At 66.9% G+C, this 22,045-nt stretch carries 19 protein-coding genes and 1 tRNA gene; 11 read left to right on the plus strand and 9 right to left on the minus strand.

Going from position 1 to position 22,045, the window contains the following annotated elements:
* The first annotated feature begins 372 nt into the window (after window positions 1–372).
* Window positions 373–3,879: a bifunctional proline dehydrogenase/L-glutamate gamma-semialdehyde dehydrogenase gene (locus J2X42_RS10390; RefSeq protein WP_310164818.1), complete on the plus strand. Its 3,507-nt coding sequence runs from the start codon at window positions 373–375 to the stop codon at window positions 3,877–3,879.
* A gap of 133 nt (window positions 3,880–4,012) precedes the next feature.
* On the opposite strand, the gene J2X42_RS10395 is transcribed toward J2X42_RS10390, so the two are convergent.
* Window positions 4,013–4,231 carry a hypothetical protein gene (locus J2X42_RS10395; RefSeq protein ID WP_242633488.1) on the minus strand — a complete coding sequence of 73 codons (219 nt, stop codon included), beginning with the start codon at window positions 4,229–4,231 and terminating at the stop codon, window positions 4,013–4,015.
* Window positions 4,232–4,502: 271 nt separating this feature from the next.
* The gene (locus tag J2X42_RS10400; RefSeq protein ID WP_131134618.1) at window positions 4,503–5,357 is read right to left on the minus strand and encodes a LysR substrate-binding domain-containing protein; all 855 of its coding nucleotides are present in this window, start codon (window positions 5,355–5,357) and stop codon (window positions 4,503–4,505) included.
* A 166-nt stretch (window positions 5,358–5,523) separates the two neighbouring features.
* On the opposite strand from J2X42_RS10400, the gene J2X42_RS10405 reads away from it, so the two are divergent.
* Window positions 5,524–6,891, plus strand: a complete 1,368-nt coding sequence (locus J2X42_RS10405; RefSeq protein WP_310164822.1) for an MFS transporter — start codon at window positions 5,524–5,526, stop codon at window positions 6,889–6,891.
* An 83-nt stretch (window positions 6,892–6,974) separates the two neighbouring features.
* On the opposite strand, the gene J2X42_RS10410 is transcribed toward J2X42_RS10405, so the two are convergent.
* Window positions 6,975–8,129: a N(5)-(carboxyethyl)ornithine synthase gene (locus tag J2X42_RS10410; RefSeq protein ID WP_310164824.1), complete on the minus strand. Its 1,155-nt coding sequence runs from the start codon at window positions 8,127–8,129 to the stop codon at window positions 6,975–6,977.
* On the minus strand, window positions 8,126–8,266 hold the full coding sequence (locus J2X42_RS10415) for a hypothetical protein (RefSeq protein ID WP_165478350.1): 141 nt from the start codon (window positions 8,264–8,266) through the stop codon (window positions 8,126–8,128). Before J2X42_RS10415 ends, J2X42_RS10410 begins: the two co-directional genes overlap by 4 nt.
* A gap of 201 nt (window positions 8,267–8,467) precedes the next feature.
* Between J2X42_RS10415 and J2X42_RS10420 the strand changes: the two genes are divergently transcribed.
* Window positions 8,468–8,845 carry a hypothetical protein gene (locus J2X42_RS10420; protein WP_310164827.1) on the plus strand — a complete coding sequence of 126 codons (378 nt, stop codon included), beginning with the start codon at window positions 8,468–8,470 and terminating at the stop codon, window positions 8,843–8,845.
* Between the two features lie 39 nt (window positions 8,846–8,884).
* On the opposite strand, the gene J2X42_RS10425 is transcribed toward J2X42_RS10420, so the two are convergent.
* Window positions 8,885–8,958, minus strand: a tRNA-Gly gene (locus J2X42_RS10425).
* 243 nt (window positions 8,959–9,201) lie between these two features.
* On the opposite strand from J2X42_RS10425, the gene J2X42_RS10430 reads away from it, so the two are divergent.
* Window positions 9,202–9,645, plus strand: a complete 444-nt coding sequence (locus J2X42_RS10430) for an SRPBCC family protein (protein WP_310164829.1) — start codon at window positions 9,202–9,204, stop codon at window positions 9,643–9,645.
* A 70-nt stretch (window positions 9,646–9,715) separates the two neighbouring features.
* On the opposite strand, the gene J2X42_RS10435 is transcribed toward J2X42_RS10430, so the two are convergent.
* The gene (locus tag J2X42_RS10435; RefSeq protein WP_310164831.1) at window positions 9,716–11,440 is read right to left on the minus strand and encodes a CAP domain-containing protein; all 1,725 of its coding nucleotides are present in this window, start codon (window positions 11,438–11,440) and stop codon (window positions 9,716–9,718) included.
* A gap of 112 nt (window positions 11,441–11,552) precedes the next feature.
* Here J2X42_RS10435 and dcd point away from each other — a divergent pair, with 112 nt between their 5' ends.
* Window positions 11,553–12,128, plus strand: coding sequence for a dCTP deaminase (gene dcd, locus J2X42_RS10440; protein WP_310164834.1), 576 nt, complete (start codon window positions 11,553–11,555; stop codon window positions 12,126–12,128).
* 66 nt (window positions 12,129–12,194) lie between these two features.
* On the opposite strand, the gene J2X42_RS10445 is transcribed toward dcd, so the two are convergent.
* The 3 genes from J2X42_RS10445 to J2X42_RS10455 all read right to left on the minus strand — a co-directional run bounded on the left by J2X42_RS10445 (window position 12,195) and on the right by J2X42_RS10455 (window position 15,423).
* Entirely contained in the window at window positions 12,195–13,376 is a 1,182-nt protein-coding gene (locus J2X42_RS10445) for a cation:proton antiporter (protein ID WP_310164836.1), read from the minus strand.
* 5 nt (window positions 13,377–13,381) lie between these two features.
* Window positions 13,382–13,864 (minus strand): cation:proton antiporter regulatory subunit, encoded by a 483-nt coding sequence (locus J2X42_RS10450; RefSeq protein ID WP_131134605.1) that lies wholly within the window; start codon window positions 13,862–13,864, stop codon window positions 13,382–13,384.
* Between the two features lie 155 nt (window positions 13,865–14,019).
* On the minus strand, window positions 14,020–15,423 hold the full coding sequence (locus J2X42_RS10455; RefSeq protein ID WP_310164839.1) for an MFS transporter: 1,404 nt from the start codon (window positions 15,421–15,423) through the stop codon (window positions 14,020–14,022).
* 192 nt (window positions 15,424–15,615) lie between these two features.
* On the opposite strand from J2X42_RS10455, the gene J2X42_RS10460 reads away from it, so the two are divergent.
* From J2X42_RS10460 to mnhG, 6 genes are read left to right on the plus strand one after another with little or no spacing between them, the layout of a single operon-like run.
* Complete coding sequence (locus J2X42_RS10460; RefSeq protein WP_310164840.1) at window positions 15,616–18,621, plus strand: Na+/H+ antiporter subunit A; 3,006 nt, start codon at window positions 15,616–15,618, stop codon at window positions 18,619–18,621.
* Window positions 18,618–19,217: a Na(+)/H(+) antiporter subunit C gene (locus tag J2X42_RS10465; RefSeq protein WP_310164841.1), complete on the plus strand. Its 600-nt coding sequence runs from the start codon at window positions 18,618–18,620 to the stop codon at window positions 19,215–19,217. Before J2X42_RS10460 ends, J2X42_RS10465 begins: the two co-directional genes overlap by 4 nt.
* On the plus strand, window positions 19,214–20,818 hold the full coding sequence (locus tag J2X42_RS10470) for a Na+/H+ antiporter subunit D (protein ID WP_310164843.1): 1,605 nt from the start codon (window positions 19,214–19,216) through the stop codon (window positions 20,816–20,818). The genes J2X42_RS10465 and J2X42_RS10470 overlap by 4 nt, the downstream gene beginning before the upstream one ends.
* Window positions 20,815–21,360: a Na+/H+ antiporter subunit E gene (locus J2X42_RS10475; protein WP_310164845.1), complete on the plus strand. Its 546-nt coding sequence runs from the start codon at window positions 20,815–20,817 to the stop codon at window positions 21,358–21,360. The genes J2X42_RS10470 and J2X42_RS10475 overlap by 4 nt, the downstream gene beginning before the upstream one ends.
* Window positions 21,357–21,635 (plus strand): monovalent cation/H+ antiporter complex subunit F, encoded by a 279-nt coding sequence (locus tag J2X42_RS10480; protein WP_310164847.1) that lies wholly within the window; start codon window positions 21,357–21,359, stop codon window positions 21,633–21,635. Before J2X42_RS10475 ends, J2X42_RS10480 begins: the two co-directional genes overlap by 4 nt.
* Window positions 21,625–22,035 (plus strand): monovalent cation/H(+) antiporter subunit G, encoded by a 411-nt coding sequence (mnhG, locus tag J2X42_RS10485; protein WP_310164848.1) that lies wholly within the window; start codon window positions 21,625–21,627, stop codon window positions 22,033–22,035. Before J2X42_RS10480 ends, mnhG begins: the two co-directional genes overlap by 11 nt.
* Window positions 22,036–22,045 lie beyond the last annotated feature (10 nt).

The raw sequence follows: 22,045 nt of genomic DNA on the forward strand, positions 1-22,045 counted from the left end.
GTAACTGCCCACACCGCTTACCAAACAACCGTTCAGGAACCCCTGGCCGCCTAACCAACAACAACGAGAACTGTCTCAAAAACTTGACGAGCGCAATCTGTTGTGGGGGAAGGTGAGAGAGGGTTGGCCCAAAAGCTGCAGGAAGTGAGAGAGGGTTGGCCCAAAAGCTGCAGGAAGTGAGAGAGGGTCGGCCGAAAATGTGCAGGAAGTGAGAGAGGATCGGGGGATTTTCTGACCGATCGGACGGCTCAGAAAAGAGTTGGGTTTCCTAACCGGTATTGCTTAGGAAACATCGCTTTATCTTATGTGACTGCAGGCTCATACTGATGAATAAGACCCCTTCAGAACCCACGGAAAGAACGAGTTGCAGCCATGACCAACATTGCTATGGAGCCAGGCGTGAATGCCGGATCCGCGCCCCGCACAGCTGACGTTGACGTGCCCCAGGCCCGTGCCCTGGCGGCCGAAACCATCGGGCTGGTGCGCCGCTGGCTGACGGAGGCTTCGAAGGTTCCCGTGGACGCTTCGGCCGAGCAGCTCGCCGGCGTGCTGAAGGATCCGAACGGCCTGGACTTCACCGTCGGCTTCGTGGACGGCGTCGTCCGCCCCGAGGACCTGAACGTGGCCGCCCGCAACCTCGCGGCCCTCGCGCCGAAGGTCCCGGCGTTCCTGCCCTGGTACATGCGCAGCGCTGTCCAGCTCGGCGGTGCCATGGCGCCGGTCCTGCCGCAGGTGGTCATCCCGATCGCCCGCAAGGTGCTCCGCGAAATGGTGGGCCACCTGATCGTGGACGCCACCGACGCCAAGCTGGGCCCGGCCATCGCCAAGATCCGCAAGGACGGCGTCAAGCTCAACGTCAACCTCCTCGGCGAGGCAGTCCTCGGCGAGCACGAGGCCTCCCGCCGGCTCGAGGGAACCCACACGCTGCTGGCCCGCCCGGACGTGGATTACGTCTCCATCAAGGTCTCCTCCACCGTGGCCCCGCACTCGCCGTGGGCCTTCGACGAGGCGGTGGAGCACGTCGTCGAGAAGCTCACCCCGCTCTTCACCCGCGCCGCATCCTTCGCAACCAAGGGAAGCAAGGCCAAGTTCATCAACCTGGACATGGAGGAATACAAGGACCTGGACATGACCATCGCGGTCTTCACCAGGATCCTGGACAAGCCCGAGTTCAAGAACCTCGAGGCCGGCATCGTGCTGCAGGCCTACCTCCCGGACGCCCTCTCCGCCATGATCCGGCTCCAGGACTGGGCCGCGAAGCGCCGCGCCAACGGCGGCGCCGCCATCAAGGTCCGCGTGGTCAAGGGCGCCAACCTGCCCATGGAACAGGTCGAATCCTCGCTGCACGACTGGCCGCTCGCCACCTGGGGCACCAAGCAGGATTCGGACACCAACTACAAGCGCGTCATCAACTACTCCCTGCACCCGGACCGGATCAACAACATCCGCATCGGCGTGGCCGGCCACAACCTCTTCGACATCGCCTTCGCCTGGCTCCTGGCCAAGCAGCGCGGCGTGGAATCAGGCATCGAATTCGAGATGCTGCTGGGCATGGCGCAGGGCCAGGCCGAAGCCGTCAAGAAGGACGTCGGCTCGCTCCTGCTCTACACCCCGGTGGTGCACCCGGCCGAGTTCGACGTCGCCATCGCCTACCTGATCCGCCGCCTCGAAGAAGGCGCCAGCCAGGACAACTTCATGTCCGCCGTCTTTGAGCTCAGCGAAAACGAGGTCCTCTTCGAACGCGAGAAGCAGCGCTTCCTCGCCTCCCTGGACAGGCTCGACGACGCCGTGCCGCCGGCCAACCGCCAGCAGAACCGCAGCCTCCCGCCGCAGCCCCTGCCGCACGATTCGTTCAAGGACACCCCTGACACCGACCCGTCGCTGCCCGCCAACCGCATCTGGGGCCGCGCGATCCTGGACCGTATCCCGTCCTCCACCCTGGGCAACGCCGCCGTCGAAGCCGCCACCATCACGGACGCGGACACCCTCAACACGGTCATCGCCACCGCCGTCGAAAAGGGCAAGGCGTGGGGCGCACTGTCCGGCGACGAGCGCGCGGAGATCCTGCACCGCGCCGGCGACGTCCTGGAGGCCCGCCGCGCCGACCTCCTGGAGGTCATGGCCAGCGAAACCGGCAAGACCATCGACCAGGGCGACCCCGAGGTCAGCGAAGCCGTGGACTTTGCCCACTACTACGCCGAATCCGCCCGCAAGCTGGAAAAGGTCGACGGCGCCACGTTCGTGCCTGCCAGGCTCACCGTCGTGACCCCGCCATGGAACTTCCCGGTCGCCATCCCGGCCGGCTCCACCCTCGCGGCACTCGCCGCCGGCTCCGCCGTCGTCATCAAGCCCGCAAAGCAGGCCCGCCGCAGCGGTGCCGTGATGATCGAGGCACTGTGGGAAGCAGGCGTCCCGAAGGATGTGCTGACCATGGTGCAGCTCGGCGAGCGTGAGCTCGGCCAGCAGCTGATCTCCCACCCCGCCGTGGACCGTGTGATCCTGACCGGCGGCTACGAAACCGCCGAGCTGTTCCGTTCCTTCCGCAAGGACCTGCCGCTCCTGGCAGAGACCAGCGGCAAGAACGCCATCATCGTCACCCCCAGCGCGGACCTGGACCTGGCCGCCAAGGACGTGGCCTACTCCGCCTTCGGCCATGCCGGCCAGAAGTGCTCCGCAGCCTCACTGGTGATCCTCGTGGGCTCCGTGGCCAAGTCCAAGCGGTTCCACAACCAGCTGGTCGACGCCGTCACCTCCCTGAAGGTGGGCTACCCGCAGGACCCCACCAGCCAGATGGGCCCCATCATCGAGCCCGCCAACGGCAAGCTCCTGAACGCGCTCACCACCCTCGGCGAAGGCGAAAGCTGGGCCGTTGAACCGCGCAAGCTGGACGGGACCGGCCGGCTCTGGAGCCCGGGGGTGCGCCACGGCGTCCGCCGCGGATCCTACTTCCACCTCACCGAATTCTTCGGACCGGTCCTGGGCGTGATGACGGCTGAGACCCTTGAAGAAGCCATCGCCATCCAGAACCAGATCGAGTACGGCCTCACCGCCGGCCTGCACTCCCTGAACCCGGACGAGCTTGGCATCTGGCTGGACTCCATCCAGGCCGGCAACCTGTACGTCAACCGCGGCATCACCGGCGCCATTGTGCAGCGCCAGCCGTTCGGCGGCTGGAAGAAATCGGCCGTGGGCGCGGGCACCAAGGCCGGCGGACCCAACTACCTGGCCGGCCTCGGCGACTGGGTCGGTGCCGAAGCCACGGCCACGGCCACCGTCACCAACGCCGTCGTCCGCCGAGTCCTCGACGCGGCCGCAGGCTCCCTGCAGCCGGCCGAACTGGAGTCCCTGCAGCGGGCGCTGGGCTCCGACGCCCAGGCCTGGGCCGACGAATTCGGCACAGCCAAGGACGTTTCCGGCCTGAGCGCTGAGCGGAACATCTTCCGCTACCGTGCGCTGCCGGTCACTGTACGTCTCTCCGAAGGCGCCCTGCTGGCCCACCTGGCGCGGACCGTGGGCGCCGGCGTCCTGGCGGGCTCGGCACTGACGGTGTCCACCGCCGTCGAACTTCCCGCCCGGCTGCGCTCCGTGCTCACCGGCCTGGACATCACCGTCGCGGTGGAGTCCGACGCCGGCTGGCTGGCTTCGGCGGCACGCCTCGCCGCTGCGGGCAAGCTCTCCGGTGCGCGGATCCGCCTGATCGGCGGCGACGCCACCGCCCTGGCGGAGGCCACCGGCGGCCGCCCGGACCTGGCGATCTACGCCCACCCGGTCACCGAGGCCGGACGCGTGGAGCTGCTGCCGTTCCTGCACGAGCAGGCCATCAGCATCACCGCCCACCGCTTCGGCACCCCGAACCACCTCTCCGATGCACTGATCTAGGACGCCCCGGATCCAGGGCACCCGAACTCCCGGACAGACGAAAGGCCCGGCAGCCACCTTGAGGGTGGCCGCCGGGCCTTTCGCTGTAGTAGGGGGTCGGCTGCGTGTAGTGCGAGCCCTAAGACCTCGGAAGTTAGCCCAGGTACCAGCCTGGGGGAGTCCACGACGCGGGAACGCTGTGGGCGGAGAACTGTTCGCAACGGGTGCAGGTGTAGGCGACTTCGCCCAGTGTCCTGACCGCCCCGTCACGCCGGTAAACCGGAGGAATGTACGACTCCAGATAGATGAATTCGTCCGTGCCGCAGTTGTCACAGGTGGGCTTGCCGACGTACTCGGACTCGGCTGTGGGCATTCCTGCCCCAAAATGGGAATGGTGTGAGACCTGTGGCCGTGCGGTGTGCGGACGTGGAGGTGCTGAGTGGAGATGGGAGTTACTGGCTGTCTTCATTGGCTGCCTATCCCGAGCGCGACCGGCCCATGGGTTGCAGGCGCGCGCTCGTTGTGTCAAAACCGGCCTCTGCTTGACCCATGGGAATCCAGCATAGGCGATGCGGGCTTCGGCATCAATGGTTTTGGCGAAGGCACAGCCCCGACGCTCCGGATGGCGGAGGCGCCGGGACGCCCTAGGCCGACTTTTTCAGGGTCCTTCCGACGATGGCCTGGGTCAGGGCATCGATGACTTCGGCATTGGCCAGCGGGTTGCGGATCAGGGTGAAATCAACGTCGCCCACCGGCGGGAGGTCGAAGCGCCGGGTGATGATTTTCAGGTCTTCCGGGACCAGCGACGACGGCATCACCGCGACGCCGATGCCGGCCCTGACCGCGGCCAGCACGCCGCTGATCTGCCGGGTGGTGCACGTGATCCGCCAGGTCCGGCCGTGGGATTCCAGGGCGTCGATGGCCAGTTTCCGGCTGAGGCTGGGGGATGGGTAGGCGATCAGTGGCACCGGATTTCCGGGCTCCAGCGACGTCTGCTCCAGTCCCACCCAGGAGAAGGAATCATGCTGGACCACCGTGCCGTCCTTGGCTCCGGCCACCCACTTCACGAAAACCAGGTCCAGCTGGCCGGCGTTGAGCCTTTTGTACAGTTGGTCGCTCTGGCCGACGGTGAGTTCGAGGTTGATCTGGGGGTAGATCTGGCGGAACTCGCGCAGGATCCGGGGTAGGCCCGTGATGGCGAGGTCGTCCGCGGTGCCAAAACGCAGCCGGCCGCGCATGGCGGAGCCGGAGAAGTAGCGCGAGGCGGCATCGTGGGCGGAGAGGATGGTGCGGGCGAACCCGGCCATGGCATCCCCGTTGTCTGTCAGCCGGACGTCGCGGGTGTCCCTCGTGACCAGGACGCGCTTGGCGGCCGCTTCCAGTTTCCGCACGTGCTGGCTGACGGTGGGCTGCGCGAGCCCCAGCCGTTCGGCCGCCTTGGTGAAACTGAGCGTTTCCGCCACGGCCAGGAACGAGCGGAGCTGGGCGGGTTCGAACACGGAAGGCTCCTTTTGGCTGGCTGGTGTGGGCCGCCTGAAGCCGGCCCGGGACGGGACTATTACGTTCCGCAATGCGAGTTATAGACACAATAACCCTACATAATCATGCCCGGTCAGCCTAGCGTTAAGGGCATCCCATCCCGCCCGTTTACTTGAGGACACCCCTGTGGCACCCCCACCGCCATCGTCGGCAACCGTCAGCCAGCCCGTCATCGACTCCGCCAGTTCCGAAACCCAGCCCATCGCCGTCGTCAGCGAACGGCTGCCCTGGAAGCACACGTTCATCTCCCTGAAGGTCCCCAACTTCCGTATCTTCGCCATCGGCCATTTTGTGGCGGTGATCGCCGTCTGGATGCAGCGGATTGCCCAGGACTGGATGGTCCTGGAACTGTCCGGCTCGGTGACCGCTGTGGGCATCACCGTGGCGCTGCAGTTCATGCCCTCGCTCCTCCTGGGCCCGTGGGGCGGCATGATGGCGGACCGGTTCGCCAAGCGGAAGATCCTTATTCTCTGCCAGTGCATGGCCGGGGTCCTCGCTGCGGCGCTCGCCGTCCTGGCCCTCAGCGGCGCGGTGCAGGTCTGGCACGTCTACGTGATCGCCCTGGTGCTGGGCCTGGTCACCGTGCTGGACCAGCCCGCCCGGCAGGTGTTCGTCAATGAGCTGGTGGGACCGAAGTATCTCCGGAACGCCATCAGCGTTAACTCCACCACCTTCCAGCTGGGCGGGCTGATCGGCCCCGCGCTCGCCGGCCTGATGCTCACCGCGGTTGGCGCCGGCTGGGCCTTCGCCGCGAATGCGCTGGCCTGCTGCTCCACGGTGGCCATGCTGCTGCTCCTGCGGAAGGACCAGCTGTTCGTCAGCACCCCGGCCCCCAAGAAAAAGGGCATGCTGCGGGAGGGGCTGCAGTACGCCCTGAGCAAGCCGACCATCTACTGGCCATGGCTGATGGCCGGATTCATCGCGGTCTTCGCCATGAGCCTGCCGGTGCTGCTGGCAGCCTTCGCGGACCACGTGTTCGACGTCGGCGCAGGCGGCTACGGCCTGCTGAACGCCCTGGTGGCGCTGGGCGCACTCTGCGGTGCCGTCGCGTCGACCCGGCGCCGGCAGCTGCGGCTCCGCTCGGTGGTGTTCTGCGCCGGAATGTACGGCCTGATGCTGTGCCTGGCCGCACTGGCGCCGTCCATGCTGTGGTTCAGCGTGGTGATGGTCCTGTCCGGCTTCTGGTGCCTGATGTTCCTCACCGGATCGAACCAGCTGGTCCAGATCAACTCCAACATGGGCATCCGCGGCCGCGTCATGAGCCTGTACATCATGGTGCTGATCGGCGGCCAGGCCATCGGCGGCCCCATGCTCGGCTGGATCGCCGAACACCTGGACCCGCACGTTGCGCTGCTCGTCTCCGGCGGGGTTCCGGCGCTCGCGGCCCTGACAGTCGGCGTCGTCCTTGCCCGCAAGGGTGCGCTGAAGCTCAGGGTGGACCTGAAGGACCGCCGCCACCCGGTGCGGATCGTTAACCGGCCGGCGGCAGCCTAGTTAAAGCGGAAATCCCGGGCTTGTCCGCGGAGCTGACCATACAAGGCCAGGATCCGCGAACAGGCCCGGGATTCGTGAACTGCCTAAACGGCCAGGTGCGGGTACTCCGCCTGGCGCTGCTGGAACTCCAGTACATCCTTGTTCAGGACCACTCCGTCGCGGATTTCGATGGCCCGGGAGATGGTTTCGTTCGCGTCCCACTCTTCCGGGCCGCCGATGACCGTCTCCAGGAATGGCAGCACGGCCTGGCTGATCTCCCAGCTGGAGGAATTCCAGAGGTAGGACGGGCTGTGGTCCACCGCGTAGTAGTTGATGTGGTCGCCAATGGTGAACATCGGCTCGGCGAACGTGGTGGACCGCGCCCAGCTGAAGCCCATGCCCTCGTCGCAGGACACGTCAACGATCAGGCTTCCGGGGCTGAACGCCGCCAGGTCCTCGGTCCGCAGGTAGGTGAGCGGATTGTTCGGATCCTGCAGCGTGCAGTTGACCACGATGTCGCTTTCGGCCAGGAACGGTGCCAGCGGAACCCGGCCCCGCTCGGTGATGACCTGGCTCAGGAAGGGGGCTTCGGCGTCGTGATCAAACTGCACGATGTTGACCGAGTGGATCGGGGCGCCCACCGCGGCGACACCGCGGTTGGTCAGCACCTGGACATCGTGGATGCCGTGGGCGTTCAGCGCGGTCACCGCGCCGCGGGCGGTGGCGCCGAAGCCGATCACGACGGCGCTGAGGCGCCGCCCGTAGTCGCCTGTTGAGCCGGTCAGCGAGAGGGCGTGCAGGACCGAGCAGTACCCGGCGAGCTCGTTGTTCTTGTGGAACACGTGCAGGCCAAAACCGCCGTCGCTGGCCCAGTGGTTCATGGCCTCGAACGCAATCAGCGTGAGCTTTTTGTCGATGGCCAGCTGCGTGATGGCGCGGTCCTGGACACAGTGCGGCCAGCCCCAGAGGACCTGGCCGTCGCGCAGTTCGGCGAGGTCTTCCGGCTGCGGTTTGGGCAGGAGTACGACGTCGGCCTCCGCCAGCAGCGCTTCCTTGGTGGCCATTTTCCCCACAAGGGTGGAGAGGTGGTCATCCGAGATGCCGAAGCGCTCGCCGTAGCCCTGCTCCAGGATGATGCGTTCGCGCACTTCCGGGGCGATGCGCTCGAAGTGCAGGGGATGGATGGGAAGGCGGCGCTCGTCCGGTTTCCGTGTGGACGCCAGGACTCCCAGGCTCAGCTGGGTCTGTCTGCCACTCACTTCTTTTTGGCGGCCTTGCTGGACGTGATGTCCAGGGAGCTTGCCGGCGCTGCGGCTGCCCGCTTGTCGGCGCGCTTTTCCTTGATGGACTTGCCGGCTTTTTTGGATGCTGCTTGACGCGGGGACTTGTCAGCCATGTTTGCTCCTGTAGCGGAACCGAAGAGGTTCCTGACTTCTGACGATACACCGCAGCACCTAACGGGCCGTGGGCCGCGGCGGGACGGAGCCGGCGGGCACCGTTGGGCGCGGCGGTGATTGTGCGGGCAGGTTCCCGGTGTGAAAATGACGCTCTGGGCACTGCGCCGGGCAGGCCTTTGCGGAGTCACGGGAACAGCACCATGGGAACCATCGAGATCCACAGCACCATCCTGATCCCCTGCGGACGGCCGGAAGTCTACGCGTTCTGCGTCGACGCGCAGGCGCGTTCCGCGGTGCCGGGCCAGGAGGACCTGGTGCCGCGTTTTAGCGATCTGGTGCCGGACCGGTCCTGGACGGAGCACCTGGAGGGCCGTACCGAAACCATCACGTGCTCCTACGTGGTGTATCCGGTGGCGGACAGCACGCGCATGACAGTCACGGCGCATTACGTTCCGAAGGGGCTCGGGCGGATGTTTTCCGGGGCAAAGGAGGGCGCCTGCCGGAAACAGGAGGCGGCCCGGCTGGCGGCGCTTAAGAAGGCGCTGGAGCGCCAGGTGAGGCTGGGGAAGAAAGGTTAGAGCCGGCGTCGTGCGCGGTATCCGGGTGCTGCGGGGAAGTGGAGCGGCTGACGGGAATCGAACCCGCGTATCAAGCTTGGGAAGCTAGCGCTCTACCATTGAGCTACAGCCGCAGTGCCCCGATTTGGGCGGGGCAGAACTTAGCTTAGCGCAGTTGTGCCGCCCCGCCGTCACCAGCGCCATAGGGCTTGCATCGTGTCTGCGGCGGCGGCCAGCGTCATCCAGTAACTCTTCAATAACGTACCCGTCCGTAGCTAGGTGCGGGGCGAAACGACTGACTACTCTGAACCGGATAGCCGCGGTGTCATGGGGGGAGACGGGCTATCTCGGAGGTAGACGTCAAACAAAGGATTCCCATGGCATTCGCAGAGCACGAGGTACTCATCCGTCGTGACGCGATGGCTGTTTACACCTTCCTGGTTGACGGGCTGAATCTTCCGCAATGGCGGGACGGGATCCGGAGCATCGGCCTGGCCGCCGGAGCCGCCGGAACCAAGGGCGCCGTGTACCGGCAGACGCTGGCAGGCCGGTCCGGGCGGCCTGTTGCCGGGGACTTCGAAATCACACAGGCCCGGCCGGGAGCAGAAATACAGTTCCAGGTCATCGCCGGGCCGGCCAGGCCGGCGGGCGGGTATTACCTCAGCACGGAGCCCGACGGAACCAGGGTCAGGTTCGCCCTCGAGTTCCAGCCGAAGGGGATCAAAGGCCTGCTGAACACGGTGGCCCAGCGGACCATGAAGGCCGAAGTGGCCCAGCTGGAGCGGCTCAAGAACGTCCTGGAACTCCAGCCGGCCACTTAAGGTACGTGCCGCCGTCGGGCTTTATTGTCCTCCTGAGTCGTGGACCGCCGTGGGGCCCGCTTCGCCTGCCCTACTGTGCGAGGCGCTGGCCGGACCAGCTTCCCGCAATGTTCGACGGCGACGCGAGGCTTCCGGCGGTCAGGTCCCAGTACTGCACCACATCATTGGCCCGGCGCAGGGCGACGCCGGTGGAGTTCAGGCCCGTGACATCCTTCAGCGGCCGGATTGCTGTGACATCCTGCCAGCCCGTGGCCACGGTGGCCCGGGCTTCTGCCCGCGGGGCGGGGGTCCCGGCGCCGCGGTAGAGCAGGACGGCGCCGGTGCCCTGGAGGGCCAGGAGGTCCTGGAATCCGTCAGCATCGTAATCCACCATGGCCAGCCTGCCGGCGGTGACGCCGCTGGCCATCAGGGTGCGTGCTGACAGGTCGGCCAAGCCCTTGTTCGGGTACAGGTAGACGTATCCGGCGCTGTCCATGGCCACGATCTGGGGCAGCCGGTTGTTGGCGCACCAGCCTCCGACGGCGAGCGTCATGCCGGCCCAGCCACTCTGTCCAAGGGTGAAGGCAGCGCCGAAGCCGCCGCCTTCGATTCCGGGATGCAGTGTGAGCCTGCCGTCTGCCCACTGCGTCAGGAGATCGTAGGCGCCGTCCCGTTGCCAGTCAGTGATGAAGACTTCCTTGGCGGTACCGAATCCGGATCCGATCTGTCTTGCGCTCCCGAAGGTCCTGTTGCCGGTGGAGGGACGGTTGATCAGTTGGCCGGACGCGTTGATGCTGACAAGGTCGGCCGGGCCAGTGATGGCTGCGTTGGTGAGATCCAGGGTGGGTGGCATGTGCTTGACGGAGGCATCACAGGCGCTTGGCGTCGGCGGAGGCAGTTCCGGGCTCCCGCCCGGGGACGTAGTGGTTCCCGCCGGCAGCGTGGTGTAGCCGAAGAAGTTGACGACGCCCCAGAGGGTGTAGCGGTTGGGGGTGGTCTGCCAGTTGCCGTCGGTGTACGTGATGCCGGCACCCATCACGTTGAAGCGCGGATCGAGGAGCATGGCGTTGTGGCCCGGTGAGCTCTTCCACCACTCCACCAGTTGCGCCGCATCCCTGTCCCAGCGGACCGCGATGACCTCCCCGGCGCCGTTGTTGGGGTTGAGCGCACGCGGATCGGTCCAGAAGCTCGCGCGGTGTTCGATGACCTCCCGCGTGGCGATGTTGTTGGACCATTCCTGGGCCATGCCCGCCACGGTGGCGTGATACTTCACCGCGGCCAGGCCTTTGGATGCCCGGTATTCATTGATCCGGGTGAACACCGTCAGGATGGCTGCCGTGTTGCTGTCCGGCACAAGAGCCTCCGGATCCGGAACTGCTGTTGCCGCCTCGCTGTAGGGTGAGGCCGGGGGCGAGGGCTGGGCCAGTTCGGCGTCCGGAGCCCACAGCGGCGGTATGGAAGCGGGCTCGGGCGCTACGGGCTCTGCGGGTGCGGCCGCAGCCGTGGTTCCCGCCGTCGCCGGAGCGGTCAGCGTCTCGGCCGTGGCGGCCGTGCCCGCTTCGCCTGCGGGGGAGGCCGGGCGTATGCCCGGTTCCACGGCTGGGGCGAGCCCCGCACCGGTGCCGCTGTCCGGCAGGCGCGCTCCGCCGTCGTCCGCCCACGACGCCGGACCCAGTGCCACAGCCCGGGGGCCCGCGGCGCCTGCCGCCTGGCCGGGAGGCTCTGGGACGGAATCCGCCAGGTTGCCGGCGCCCGGGGACGCCAGCGCCACGACGCAGAACAGGGCAACAATCGCAGGCGATGCAAATTTTCTCAAGACTATCCCCAGCTCATTCGGACCAACCGGGAGACCATCCGGCGGCTGTCATTCTGAGGCAACATTAGACCCGGCGCACGGCGGTAACAATGGATGCGGTATTTTGGGAGGCGTGCTGATCTCTGACCGCGATATTCGTGCCGAAATAGACTCCCAACGGATTGTCCTTGAACCGTACGATTCCGCGATGGTCCAGCCGTCCTCGGTGGACGTACGGATCGACCGCTTCTTCCGGCTGTTCGACAACCACAAATACGCGCACATCGACCCCGCGGAAGAGCAGCCCGAGCTGACCCGCCTGGTGGAAGTAGAGACCGGGGAACCGTTCATCCTGCACCCTGGCGAGTTCGTGCTCGGTTCCACCTACGAGACCGTCACCCTGCCCGATGACATCGCTGCGCGCCTCGAAGGAAAGTCGTCCCTGGGCCGGCTGGGCCTGCTGACCCACTCCACCGCCGGGTTCATCGATCCCGGATTCTCCGGCCACGTGACCCTGGAGCTGTCCAACATGGCCACGCTGCCCATCAAGCTGTGGCCGGGCATGAAGATCGGCCAGCTGTGCTTCTTCCGGCTGACCTCCGCCGCCGAACATCCGTACGGCTCCGGCGAATACGGCAACCGCTACCAGGGCCAGCGCGGCCCCACGGCCAGCCGCAGCCACCTGAACTTCCACCGCACAGAGATTTAGTCCCGCCGAGAGGTGAGGTGGCGGGGTGCAGGGCAGGCGTGTGTTGCCGGGCGGGCGCGCTGCAGCCTACGCCTGCGCGGGCACCCGGGCCGGGCGGCTGAAAGCCTTCAGGGCCGGTTCGACGTACCGGGCGGCGAGCGGTCCCATGATGGCCATGAGCAGCACGTAGGCGGTGGCCAGCGCGGCGAGCTCGTCCGGGACCACGCCAGAGGCAACGGCCAGGCCGGCGATGACGATGGAGAATTCGCCGCGGGCTATCAGCGCCGCACCTGCGCGGAAACGTCCGGGACGGGCGATTCCGGCCCGCTTGGCCGCCCAGATGCCGGTAACCATCTTGGTGGCGGCGGTGATGACGGCCAGGACCAGGGCCCAGCCCAGGACCGGCGGAATGGACGTCGGATCGGTGTTCAGGCCGAAAGCCACAAAGAAGATGGCTGCGAACAGGTCGCGCAGCGGCTCAAGGATGCGGGTGGCGTTGTGGGCCGTGGCGCCCGAAATGGCGATGCCGAGCATGAACGCCCCCACCGCCGCCGAGACCTGCATGGCCGAAGCCACGCCGGCTACCAGCAACGCCGCGCCCAGCAGGTTCAGCAGGAACACTTCGGAGTTCTCGCTGTGGACGGCCTGGGACACACGGTGGCCGTGCCGCAGCGCCACCATCAGGACCAGGGTGACCACAGCCAGGGAAATGCCCACAGTGGTCAGCCCGCCGAGGAAGCTGACGCCGGCGAGGGTGGCGGTCAGGATGGGCAGGTAGACGGCCATGGCCAGGTCTTCGAACACCAGGATTGACAGCACCACCGGCGTTTCACGGTTACCGATCCGGCCCAAATCAGTGATGACCTTGGCAGCGATGCCGGAGGACGAGATGTACGTGACGCCGCCCATCACCATCGCGCCCACCGTGCCCCAGCCCAGCAGCAGCGCCAGTGCCGCACCCGGCAGGAAGTTCAGCACGAGGTCAAGAACACCGGCCTGCCAGGACCTGCGCAGACCGGTGAAGAGCTCGGCAGCCGTATATTCCAATCCGAGCATAAGCAGCAGCAGGATGACGCCGATCTCACCCGAGAGGTGGGCGAATTCCTGCATGCCTTCAAGCTTGACCACCCCGCCCGCGCCGAAGGCGAGACCGCCCACAAGATATAGCGGGATGGGGGACATTCCGATCCGTCCGGCCAGCCTGGCCAGCAGGCCAAGGCAGAACACAACGGCCCCCAGTTCAATGAGGGTCAGGGCCAGCGGGTCCATGTCGGCTATCCGTTGCGGAGGATATCGGCCGCGTTGTCGAGGCCTTCTTGCGTACCGACGGCAATGAGCAGATCACCGGAGTGGAGTACGACGTCGGGACCCGGCGACGGGAGCACCTCGCCTTCACGCATGATCGCCACGATGGAGACACCACAGCGGGTGCGGATGCACGCCTTGCCCATCGGCTGGTTCTGGAACGGGGAATCCGGAGCGATGGAGAACTGCCGGGTCACGATGCCGGGGATCTCCTTGTGCTCTTCCGTCAGCTTCATGGCCAGGTGCTGGCCGCCCAGGAGGTTGCCCAGGGTGGCGGCTTCGTCCCCGGTCAGGGGAATGGAGGCCTGGCACGTGTCGGGATCATCCCAGGTGGAGACGATCAGCTCCGTCTGGCCTTCCCGCAGCTCCACGACGCCGATGCGGCGCCCTGAAGCGGTCATAAAATCCTTCCGCCGGCCGAGGCCGGGGAGGTCCGTCTCATCCACGTTCATAGCTCCAGCCTAATCCGCGCGCGGCCGTTTGGGGCGTCCGCCGCACAAGACGCGGACGCGGGGCCTCAAGTGTACGTTCGCGCCGTTTGCGGGCGGGGACGTGCGCGGACGCGGGGCCCCAAGTGTACGTTCGCGCTGGTTGGATGGCGGTTCGGCTAGGCGGCGGGGACGACGGCGATGGCGGCCTTGTCCGGCGACTTGACCGGCAGGAGGACCAGCAGGCCGGCGAGCAGCACCACCATGATGCCCAGGATGCCCCAGCGCTGCGCCTCGCCCTGTGCCACGAGGGGGGTGGCCAACGCGATGCAGAGGGTGAACAGCGACGGCGCCAGGAAGCTGACCGCGCGGCCAGTGGTGGCGTACAGGCCAAAGAGCTCACCGGATTCGCCGTCCGGAGCGAGCCGCGCCAGGTAGGCCCGCGATGAGGACTGGGCCGGGCCCACGAACAGGCACAGAAACAGCCCGAAGACCCAGAATGTGGTGCTGCCGGCCCAATGCGTGCCAAAGAAGACGTAGTCCCCGTTGCCCAGGGCCAGGATGGCCGTCCCTGCGATCAGCAGGCCCACCAGTGAACCGATGATCACGGCCTTGGGCCCCACCCGGTCGTCCAGGAAGCCGCCGATCACGGCACCCACGGCCGCCACCACGTTGCCGAAGATCGCGAAGAAGATGACCTGCGACAGCTCAAACCCGAACGTGCCGGCCGCGATAATCCCGCCGAAGGTAAACACGGCGGCCAGCCCGTCCCGGAAGACCGCGCTCGCCAGCAGGAAATAGATGGTGTGCGGACTGGTGGCGTAGATAGCCTTGATCCGGCGGATCAGCAGGCCGTACGAGGCGAGGAAGCCCAGGGACCTGGCCCGCCGGGGCCGCGGGAGTTCCGGCACCGCGAACAGGACCGGCAGCGCGAAGATGAAGAACCACAGGGCGGAGAACACGGCCACCAGGCGGATGTTGAGGCTGTCCTCTTTGGACGCGCCGAACCAGTCGAAGCTCGGCTGGACGAACAGCTGCAGGACCACCAGGAGCGCCACGATGCCGCCGAGGTACCCCATGGCCCAGCCGAAGCCGCTGACTTTGCCGATGTTCGCCGGCGTGGAGATCTGCGCGAGCATGGCGTTGTAGTTGACGCCGGCAAACTCGAAGAACACGTTGCCCAGCGCTATCAGCGACACGCCCAGCAGCAGGAACTCCGGCCGCGGGAACACAAAGAAGCACAGGGCAGTCAGGACGGCGACGGCGGCCGTGTTGACTCCCAGCCACAACTTGCGCCGCCCGCCCGCATCCGACCGTTGCCCGGTCACGGGGGCCAGCAGGGCGATGGCCAAGCCGGCTACGGCCAGTGCACCGCCCAGGACAGCGGAGGCCTGGTCCTCGCCGCCGAAGGCGTTGGATGTCAGGTACACAGTGAATACGAACGTGGTCATCACCGCATTAAAAGCGGCCGATCCCCAGTCCCAGGAGGCCCACGCCAGGACGCGGCCCTTGCTGGTTGAGTGGCTTCCGGCTTCGAGTTCCGATGAAGGCTGCATGGCCTCGGGAGCGCTGGCGGTGTTCATAGGCTGAATGGTATCCGCCCGTGGCGAACAACCGGCGGAGCATACCCCGGACACCCGCCGAACCCGGGCCGTCCCCGCAGGGCGCGGCAGGAGTGCCTGTTGCATCTTGATAAACTGTGGCCACTGAAATCTTACGAATGACCGCCTGCTCTTACTTTTGACAATCGAATCCCTGACGTTGCGGAGATACCAGTGATCACAGTTCTTGCCGTGCACTTTACGGTGGCTGCTGTGGCGCCGTTTCTGTTCAGGGCCTGGGGGCGGAATGCGTTCTACGCACTGGCTGCCGTCCCCGCGCTTTCATTCCTCTGGCTGGTCCTGCAGCACGGGGCGGTCTATTCGGAGTCCGGCTTTGTCAGCGAGGTTTTCCCCTGGATTCCGGGGCTCAAGCTGGAGTTTGCGTTCCGGCTGGATGCCCTTGCCTGGGTGATGTCGCTCCTGGTGCTGGGTGTCGGCGCCCTCGTGCTGGTCTACTGTGCGCGCTATTTCAAGAAAAAGGACCAGGACCTCGGCGGCTTCGGCGCCCAGCTCCTGGCGTTCGCCGGGGCCATGTTCGGCCTGGTGGTGGCGGACGACCTTCTCCTGCTGTTCATCTTCTGGGAACTCACCACCATCCTGTCCTATCTGCTGATTGGCTTCGCCCGCACCCGCCTCGCGGCCCGCCGCTCCGCGCTGCAGGCACTGATGGTCACCACTGCGGGCGGACTGGCCATGCTGGTGGGCCTCATCATGCTCGGCTACAGCGCCGGGACGTACCGGATCTCGGCGATCCTGGCACAGGCTCCCGAGCTGGCAGCCGGACCCGCCGGCGCAACGGTGGCCGCCGCCGTCGTCCTCATCCTGGTGGGTGCCATCACCAAATCCGCGCTGGTCCCCTTCCACTTCTGGCTCCCCGGGGCGATGGCGGCACCCACCCCGGTCAGCGCCTACCTGCACGCCGCAGCGATGGTGAAGGCCGGCATCTATCTGGTGGCACGGCTGGCGCCGGGCTTCGCTGAGACCGCGTACTGGCAGCCCGTTGTGCTGGGGCTCGGACTGGCCACCATGCTGGTGGGCGGGTACCGGGCGCTGCGCCAGACCGACATCAAGCTGATCCTCGCCTACGGCACCGTCAGCCAGCTGGGCTTCCTCAGCATGGCGGTGGGCCTGGGTACGCCGGACGCCGCGCTCGCCGGACTCGCGATGCTCCTGGCGCACGGCCTGTTCAAGGCAACGCTGTTCCTGGTGGTGGGCATCATCGACCACCAGTCCGGGACCCGTGACGTCCGGAAGCTGTCCGGAGTGTTCACGTCGTCCCGCGCCCTGGGAATCGTCGCCGGCATCGGCGCCGCCTCCATGGCCGGCGTCCCGCTGCTGGCAGGTTTCGTGGCCAAGGAATCGGTGCTCGAGGCCTTTGTGCACCACGCGCAGAGCGGCCCGTGGGGCATGCTGGTGCTCGCGGGCATCGTCCTGGGCTCCATCCTGACGTTCGCCTACAGCGCCCGCTTTATGTGGGGCGCCTTCGCCTCCAAACCGGGAGTCGACCGGACCCCGTTCAAGGTGGTCCGGCCGTCGTTCCTCGCCGCTCCCGCCCTGCTCAGCCTCCTCACCATCGTGTACGGGCTGTGGCCGGCACCCGTGGATGAATGGATCCAGCCGTACGCCGCACTGTTCGCCTCCACCGCGCCCGACGCCGGAACACCGGCCGCGCAGGCCGGCCACCTCGCGCTGTGGCACGGTTTCACCCCGGCCCTGGGCCTGACGGCGCTGACCTTTGCCCTGGGCCTGGCGATGTACTTCGGCCGCACCCTCGTGGCGCGGGCGCAGGACCGTGTGCCGGGCTGGATCGACGCGGACCGGGCCTACCAGCACACCATCGGGGCGCTGGATGACACCGCTGTCTGGATCACCGGCCGCACGCAGCGAGGTTCGCTGTACTTCTACCTGGCAGTCATCCTCTCCGTGGCCTGCGTCCTTCCGCTCTCCACCATGCTGGTGTTCAACAAGCCGCTCCCGGACAACCTGTATTTCATCGACCCCAATTCGCCGCTGCAGCTGGTGGCGGCCGCGGGCATCGTGATCGGCGCCCTCGCCGCGGTCAAGGCCAACAAGCGGTTCCTCGCCGTGCTGATGGTGTCCGTCACGGGCTACGGCATCGCCCTGATGTTTGCCCTGCAGGGAGCGCCGGACCTGGCGCTGACCCAGATGCTGGTGGAAACCATCATCCTGGTGGCTTTTGTCCTCGCCATGCGCAGCCTGCCCGCCGAGCTCCGGGACCGCACCGGCGGCAAGTACCGGGTGGTGCGCGTCATCATCGGGCTGGGCTTCGGCGTCACCATGATCTTCGCCGCCATTTATGCCATGGGTTCCCGGATTGCCACGCCCGTCTCCCTTGAGTTCCCGCGCCTCGCCTACGAGGGCGGCGGCGGCCTGAACATCGTCAATGTGACCCTCGTGGATATCCGCGTCTGGGACACGTTTGGTGAAATTTCGGTCCTGGCGCTGGCCGCCACCGGCGTTGCCAGCCTGATCTTCGTCCGTGGACGCGGCGACCGGATCCAGGTGTCCTCCGAGGTTGCCGAGGGCACCGTGGGCCGGCACACCGGCGTCGACCCGGGTTCCCGTGACGCCGCCGCCCTGGCCATCAGCCGGAAGTTCGCCGCGTCGACCCGCGATGCCTGGATTGTGGCCGGCCGGACCCTGGCCCCGGAACGGCGTTCCATCATTTTCGAAGTGGTCACCAGGCTGATCTTCCACTCGATGATCATCTTCTCCCTGTACCTGCTGCTGGCGGGGCACAACCTGCCCGGCGGCGGTTTTGCCGGCGGGCTCACCGCCGGCCTGGCGTTGACCATCCGCTACCTCGCGGGCGGCCGCTTTGAACTGCGGGAGGCCACCCCCATCAGCGCCGGAACCCTCCTGGGCATCGGACTCGCGACGGCGGCGGCCTCCGGGGTGGTGCCGCTCCTGCTGGGCGGCCAGGTCTTCCAGACGGCCATCATCGAACTGTGGCTGCCGGTCTTCGGCGACATCAAGTTCGTCACGTCCACCATCTTCGACATCGGCGTCTACATCGTGGTGGTGGGCCTGGTACTGGACGTCCTCCGCAGCCTGGGCGCCGAGATCGACGAGAACTTCGAAGCGCAGGCCACGGCGCCTGCCGAGGAACAGGAACCCCAGGGTGTCCCTGCCGAAACCACAGCAAAGGGCCAAGCATGAGCGTCAACCTGACCCTCCTGGCCGTGATGGGGGCACTCTACGCATGCGGCATCTACCTGATCCTGGAACGCAGCCTCACGCGGGTGCTGCTGGGCCTGATGCTCCTCGCCAACGCCACCAACCTGCTGATCCTCGCCACGGGCGGGTACGCAGGGCTGGCGCCGTTCTACGCCAAGGACACCCCCGCCCAGGACTACAACGATCCCCTCCCGCAGGCGCTGATCCTTACCTCGATCGTCATCTCGTTCGCGGTGACGGCCTTTATGCTCGGCATCATCTACCGGACCTGGGTTTTGGCCCGACAGGATGAGATCCAGGACGACGTCGAAGACCGCCGCGTCGCCGAGACGCCCAGCTTCGACGCCGAGGACGACGCCGAAATACCCATGGAGACCTCCGAGTTTCCGCTGACCATGCTCGGCAGCGACGGGCGCTCCGTGTCCGACCACGGCACCGCGCCTGAGCACACCCCGGCCGGAAGCGGCGAGGAAACCGTCCAGGCCGGCGACACGAAGATCGCCGCCGTCGACGCCGCCGCGGAAGAGCAGCCCGGCTCACAGAACGTCACCCCAGGCCCAGAAGGAGGTGTGAAGTGAACATCGCAAGCTTTGCCCCGCTCGCCGTCGTACTTCCCATCCTGGGCGCGGCCCTGACCTTTGTGCTGATCCGGCACTCGCGGGCCCAGCGCACGGTCAGCATTGCGCTGCTCTCCCTCACCCTGGCGCTCGAATGCCTGCTCCTGGCGTCCGTCTGGGAGGGCGGAACCGCCGCGGTGAACATCGGCGGCTGGCTGCCGCCCTGGGGAATCGTGATGGTGGTGGACCAGTTCTCCTCCCTGATGCTGGTGGTCTCCTCCGCGGTCAGCCTCGCCGTGCTGGTGTACGCCACCGGGCAGGGCATGGCCGACGGCGACCGGGACGCCCCGGTGTCGATCTTCCACCCGACGTACCTGATCCTGGTGGCGGGCGTGTCCAATGCCTTCCTCTCCGGGGACCTCTTCAACCTGTACGTGGGGTTCGAGATCCTGCTGACGGCAAGCTACGTCCTGATGACGCTGGGCGGCACCGGCCCCCGCATCCGCGCCGGCGTCACGTACGTGGTGGTCTCCGTCGTCTCCTCGGTGCTGTTCCTCATCTCCATCGCCATGGTCTACGGCGCCACCGGAACGGTGAACATGGCAGACCTCGCGCTCAAGCTCGCGGACCTTGACCCGGGCACCAAGACCCTCCTGCACGTCATGCTGCTGGTGGCGTTCGGCATCAAGGCCGCCGTGTTCCCGCTGTCCTTCTGGCTCCCCGACTCCTACCCCACGGCACCCGCGCCGGTCACAGCGGTGTTCGCCGGCCTGCTCACCAAAGTGGGCGTCTACGCCATGGTCCGCACCGAGACGCTCCTGTTCCCCGGCGACTCCCTCAACACGCCCTTGATGGTGGCGGCACTGCTCACCATGGTGGTGGGAATCCTCGGCGCCCTGGCCCAGAACGACATCAAACGTCTCCTCTCCTTCACCCTTGTCAGCCACATCGGCTACATGGTGTTCGGCCTGGCCATGTCCTCGGTGGCCGGACTGGGCGCGGCCGTGTTCTACGTGGCCCACCACATCACCATCCAGACCAGCCTCTTCCTGGTCACCGGGCTCATCGAACGCCGCGGCGGCAGTTCGTCCGTGGACCGGCTGGCCGGCCTGGCCAAACTCTCGCCCCTGCTGGCGCTGCTGTTCTTCATCCCGGCCATGAACCTGGCGGGGATCCCGCCGTTCTCCGGGTTCCTCGGGAAAGTGGGCCTCATGCAGGCCGGGATTGAGCTCGGCACACCATTGGCCTACGCGCTGGTGATCGGCGGCGTCCTAACGAGCCTGCTCACCCTGCTGGCCGTCGCCAGGGTCTGGAACCGGGCGTTCTGGCGCAAGCCGTCCGACGCCGAACACCCCGACCCCGTGCTGCTCGCCCCGCGCGAGACTTCCGACACCGGCCGCCGCGGCGGCCGCAACAACGTCACGCTGCTGCCGCGGACCATGGTGGGCTCCACCCTCGGCCTGGTCCTGCTGGGCGTATCGCTGACGGTCTTCGCCGGGCCGCTGTTCAAAGTCTCGGACCAGGCCGCCCGGGACATGCTGGACCGGTCCTCCTACATCCAGGCAGTCCTCGGCGAAGAAACCGCCGTGCCCCTGATCCTGACGTCCGGAGGAGGCAAATGAGCCGCCGGCGCATCTCCCTTCGCCAGGAGCTGCCCCTCCTGGTCTGGCTGGTCATCGTCTGGGGCGCCCTGTGGCAGGACTTCAGCCCGGGCAACCTCCTGTTCGGCGCCATCCTGGCTGTAGCGGTGGCCCGGATGTTCTACCTTCCGCCCGTGGACCTGAGCGGCCGGTTCAACATCCGCCACGCCGTGCCCTTCGCGCTGGGATTCCTGGTCAAGGTGGTGGCGGCGAGCTTCCAGGTCATGTACCTGGCGGTGGTCCGCGGACCCGCGGTGACCAACGCCGTCGTCGCCGTTCCGTTGCGGAGCCACGAGGACCTGATGGTGACTGCCACCGGGCACGTCATCTCCCTGATCCCCGGGTCGCTGGTGGTGGAGGTGGACCGCTCAACATCCACCCTCTACCTCCACGGGCTCAATGTCAGCACGCCCGACGACGTGGAAAAGCTCCGCCGGGAAGTCAGGGACATCGAGGCCGGTCTGATCCGCATCATGGGCACCCGGCAGGAACTGGACGCAATCAGGCAGGAGGCCGCGGCATGATGCAGATTGTCCTGGCTGTCACGGCAGTCATTCTTTCGCTCGCCGCCGGGGGAGCCATCATCAGGATCGCGCGCGGTCCGTCTCTGCTGGACCGGGTCCTGGCCTCGGACGTCCTGCTGGCCATCCTGGGTGCAGCGCTGTGCATCGACATGGCCGTCAACAGGCACCTGAACAACCTCATGCTGCTGGTGGCGCTGTCCATCATCGGCTTTATCGGGTCGGTGACCGTGGCGCGCTTTGTGGCCGACCGGCGGGAGCAGCCCCATGAGTCCTGAGCCAACCGTCGTGGACACCGTCATTGACGCCGTATCCGCCGTCTTTATGGTCGTGGGGGCCCTGATGTCCCTGGCCGCGGCCGGGGGCCTGCTGCGCTTCCCGGACCTCCTGAGCAGGATGCACGCCGCCACCAAGCCGCAGGTCCTGGGACTGTTCCTGCTGCTGGCGTCCATCGGCCTGCAGATGCGGACGTGGTGGGTCTGGCCGGTGCTGCTGGTCGCCTGGATCTTCCAGCTGCTCACCGTGCCCGTGTCCGCGCACATGGTGGGCCGGGCCGGGTACCGCACCAAGCACCTGCACCGGGAGCTGCTCAGCTCCGATGAGCTGGAGGCCGTGGTACAGAAAGCCGCCGCCAAAGCGTCCCGGGAGGATGCTTCCGACGGCGGCCGGCCGGACTGACTGCAGCCCG

The organism is Arthrobacter sp. BE255, assembly GCF_031457335.1.
Taxonomy (GTDB): domain Bacteria; phylum Actinomycetota; class Actinomycetes; order Actinomycetales; family Micrococcaceae; genus Arthrobacter.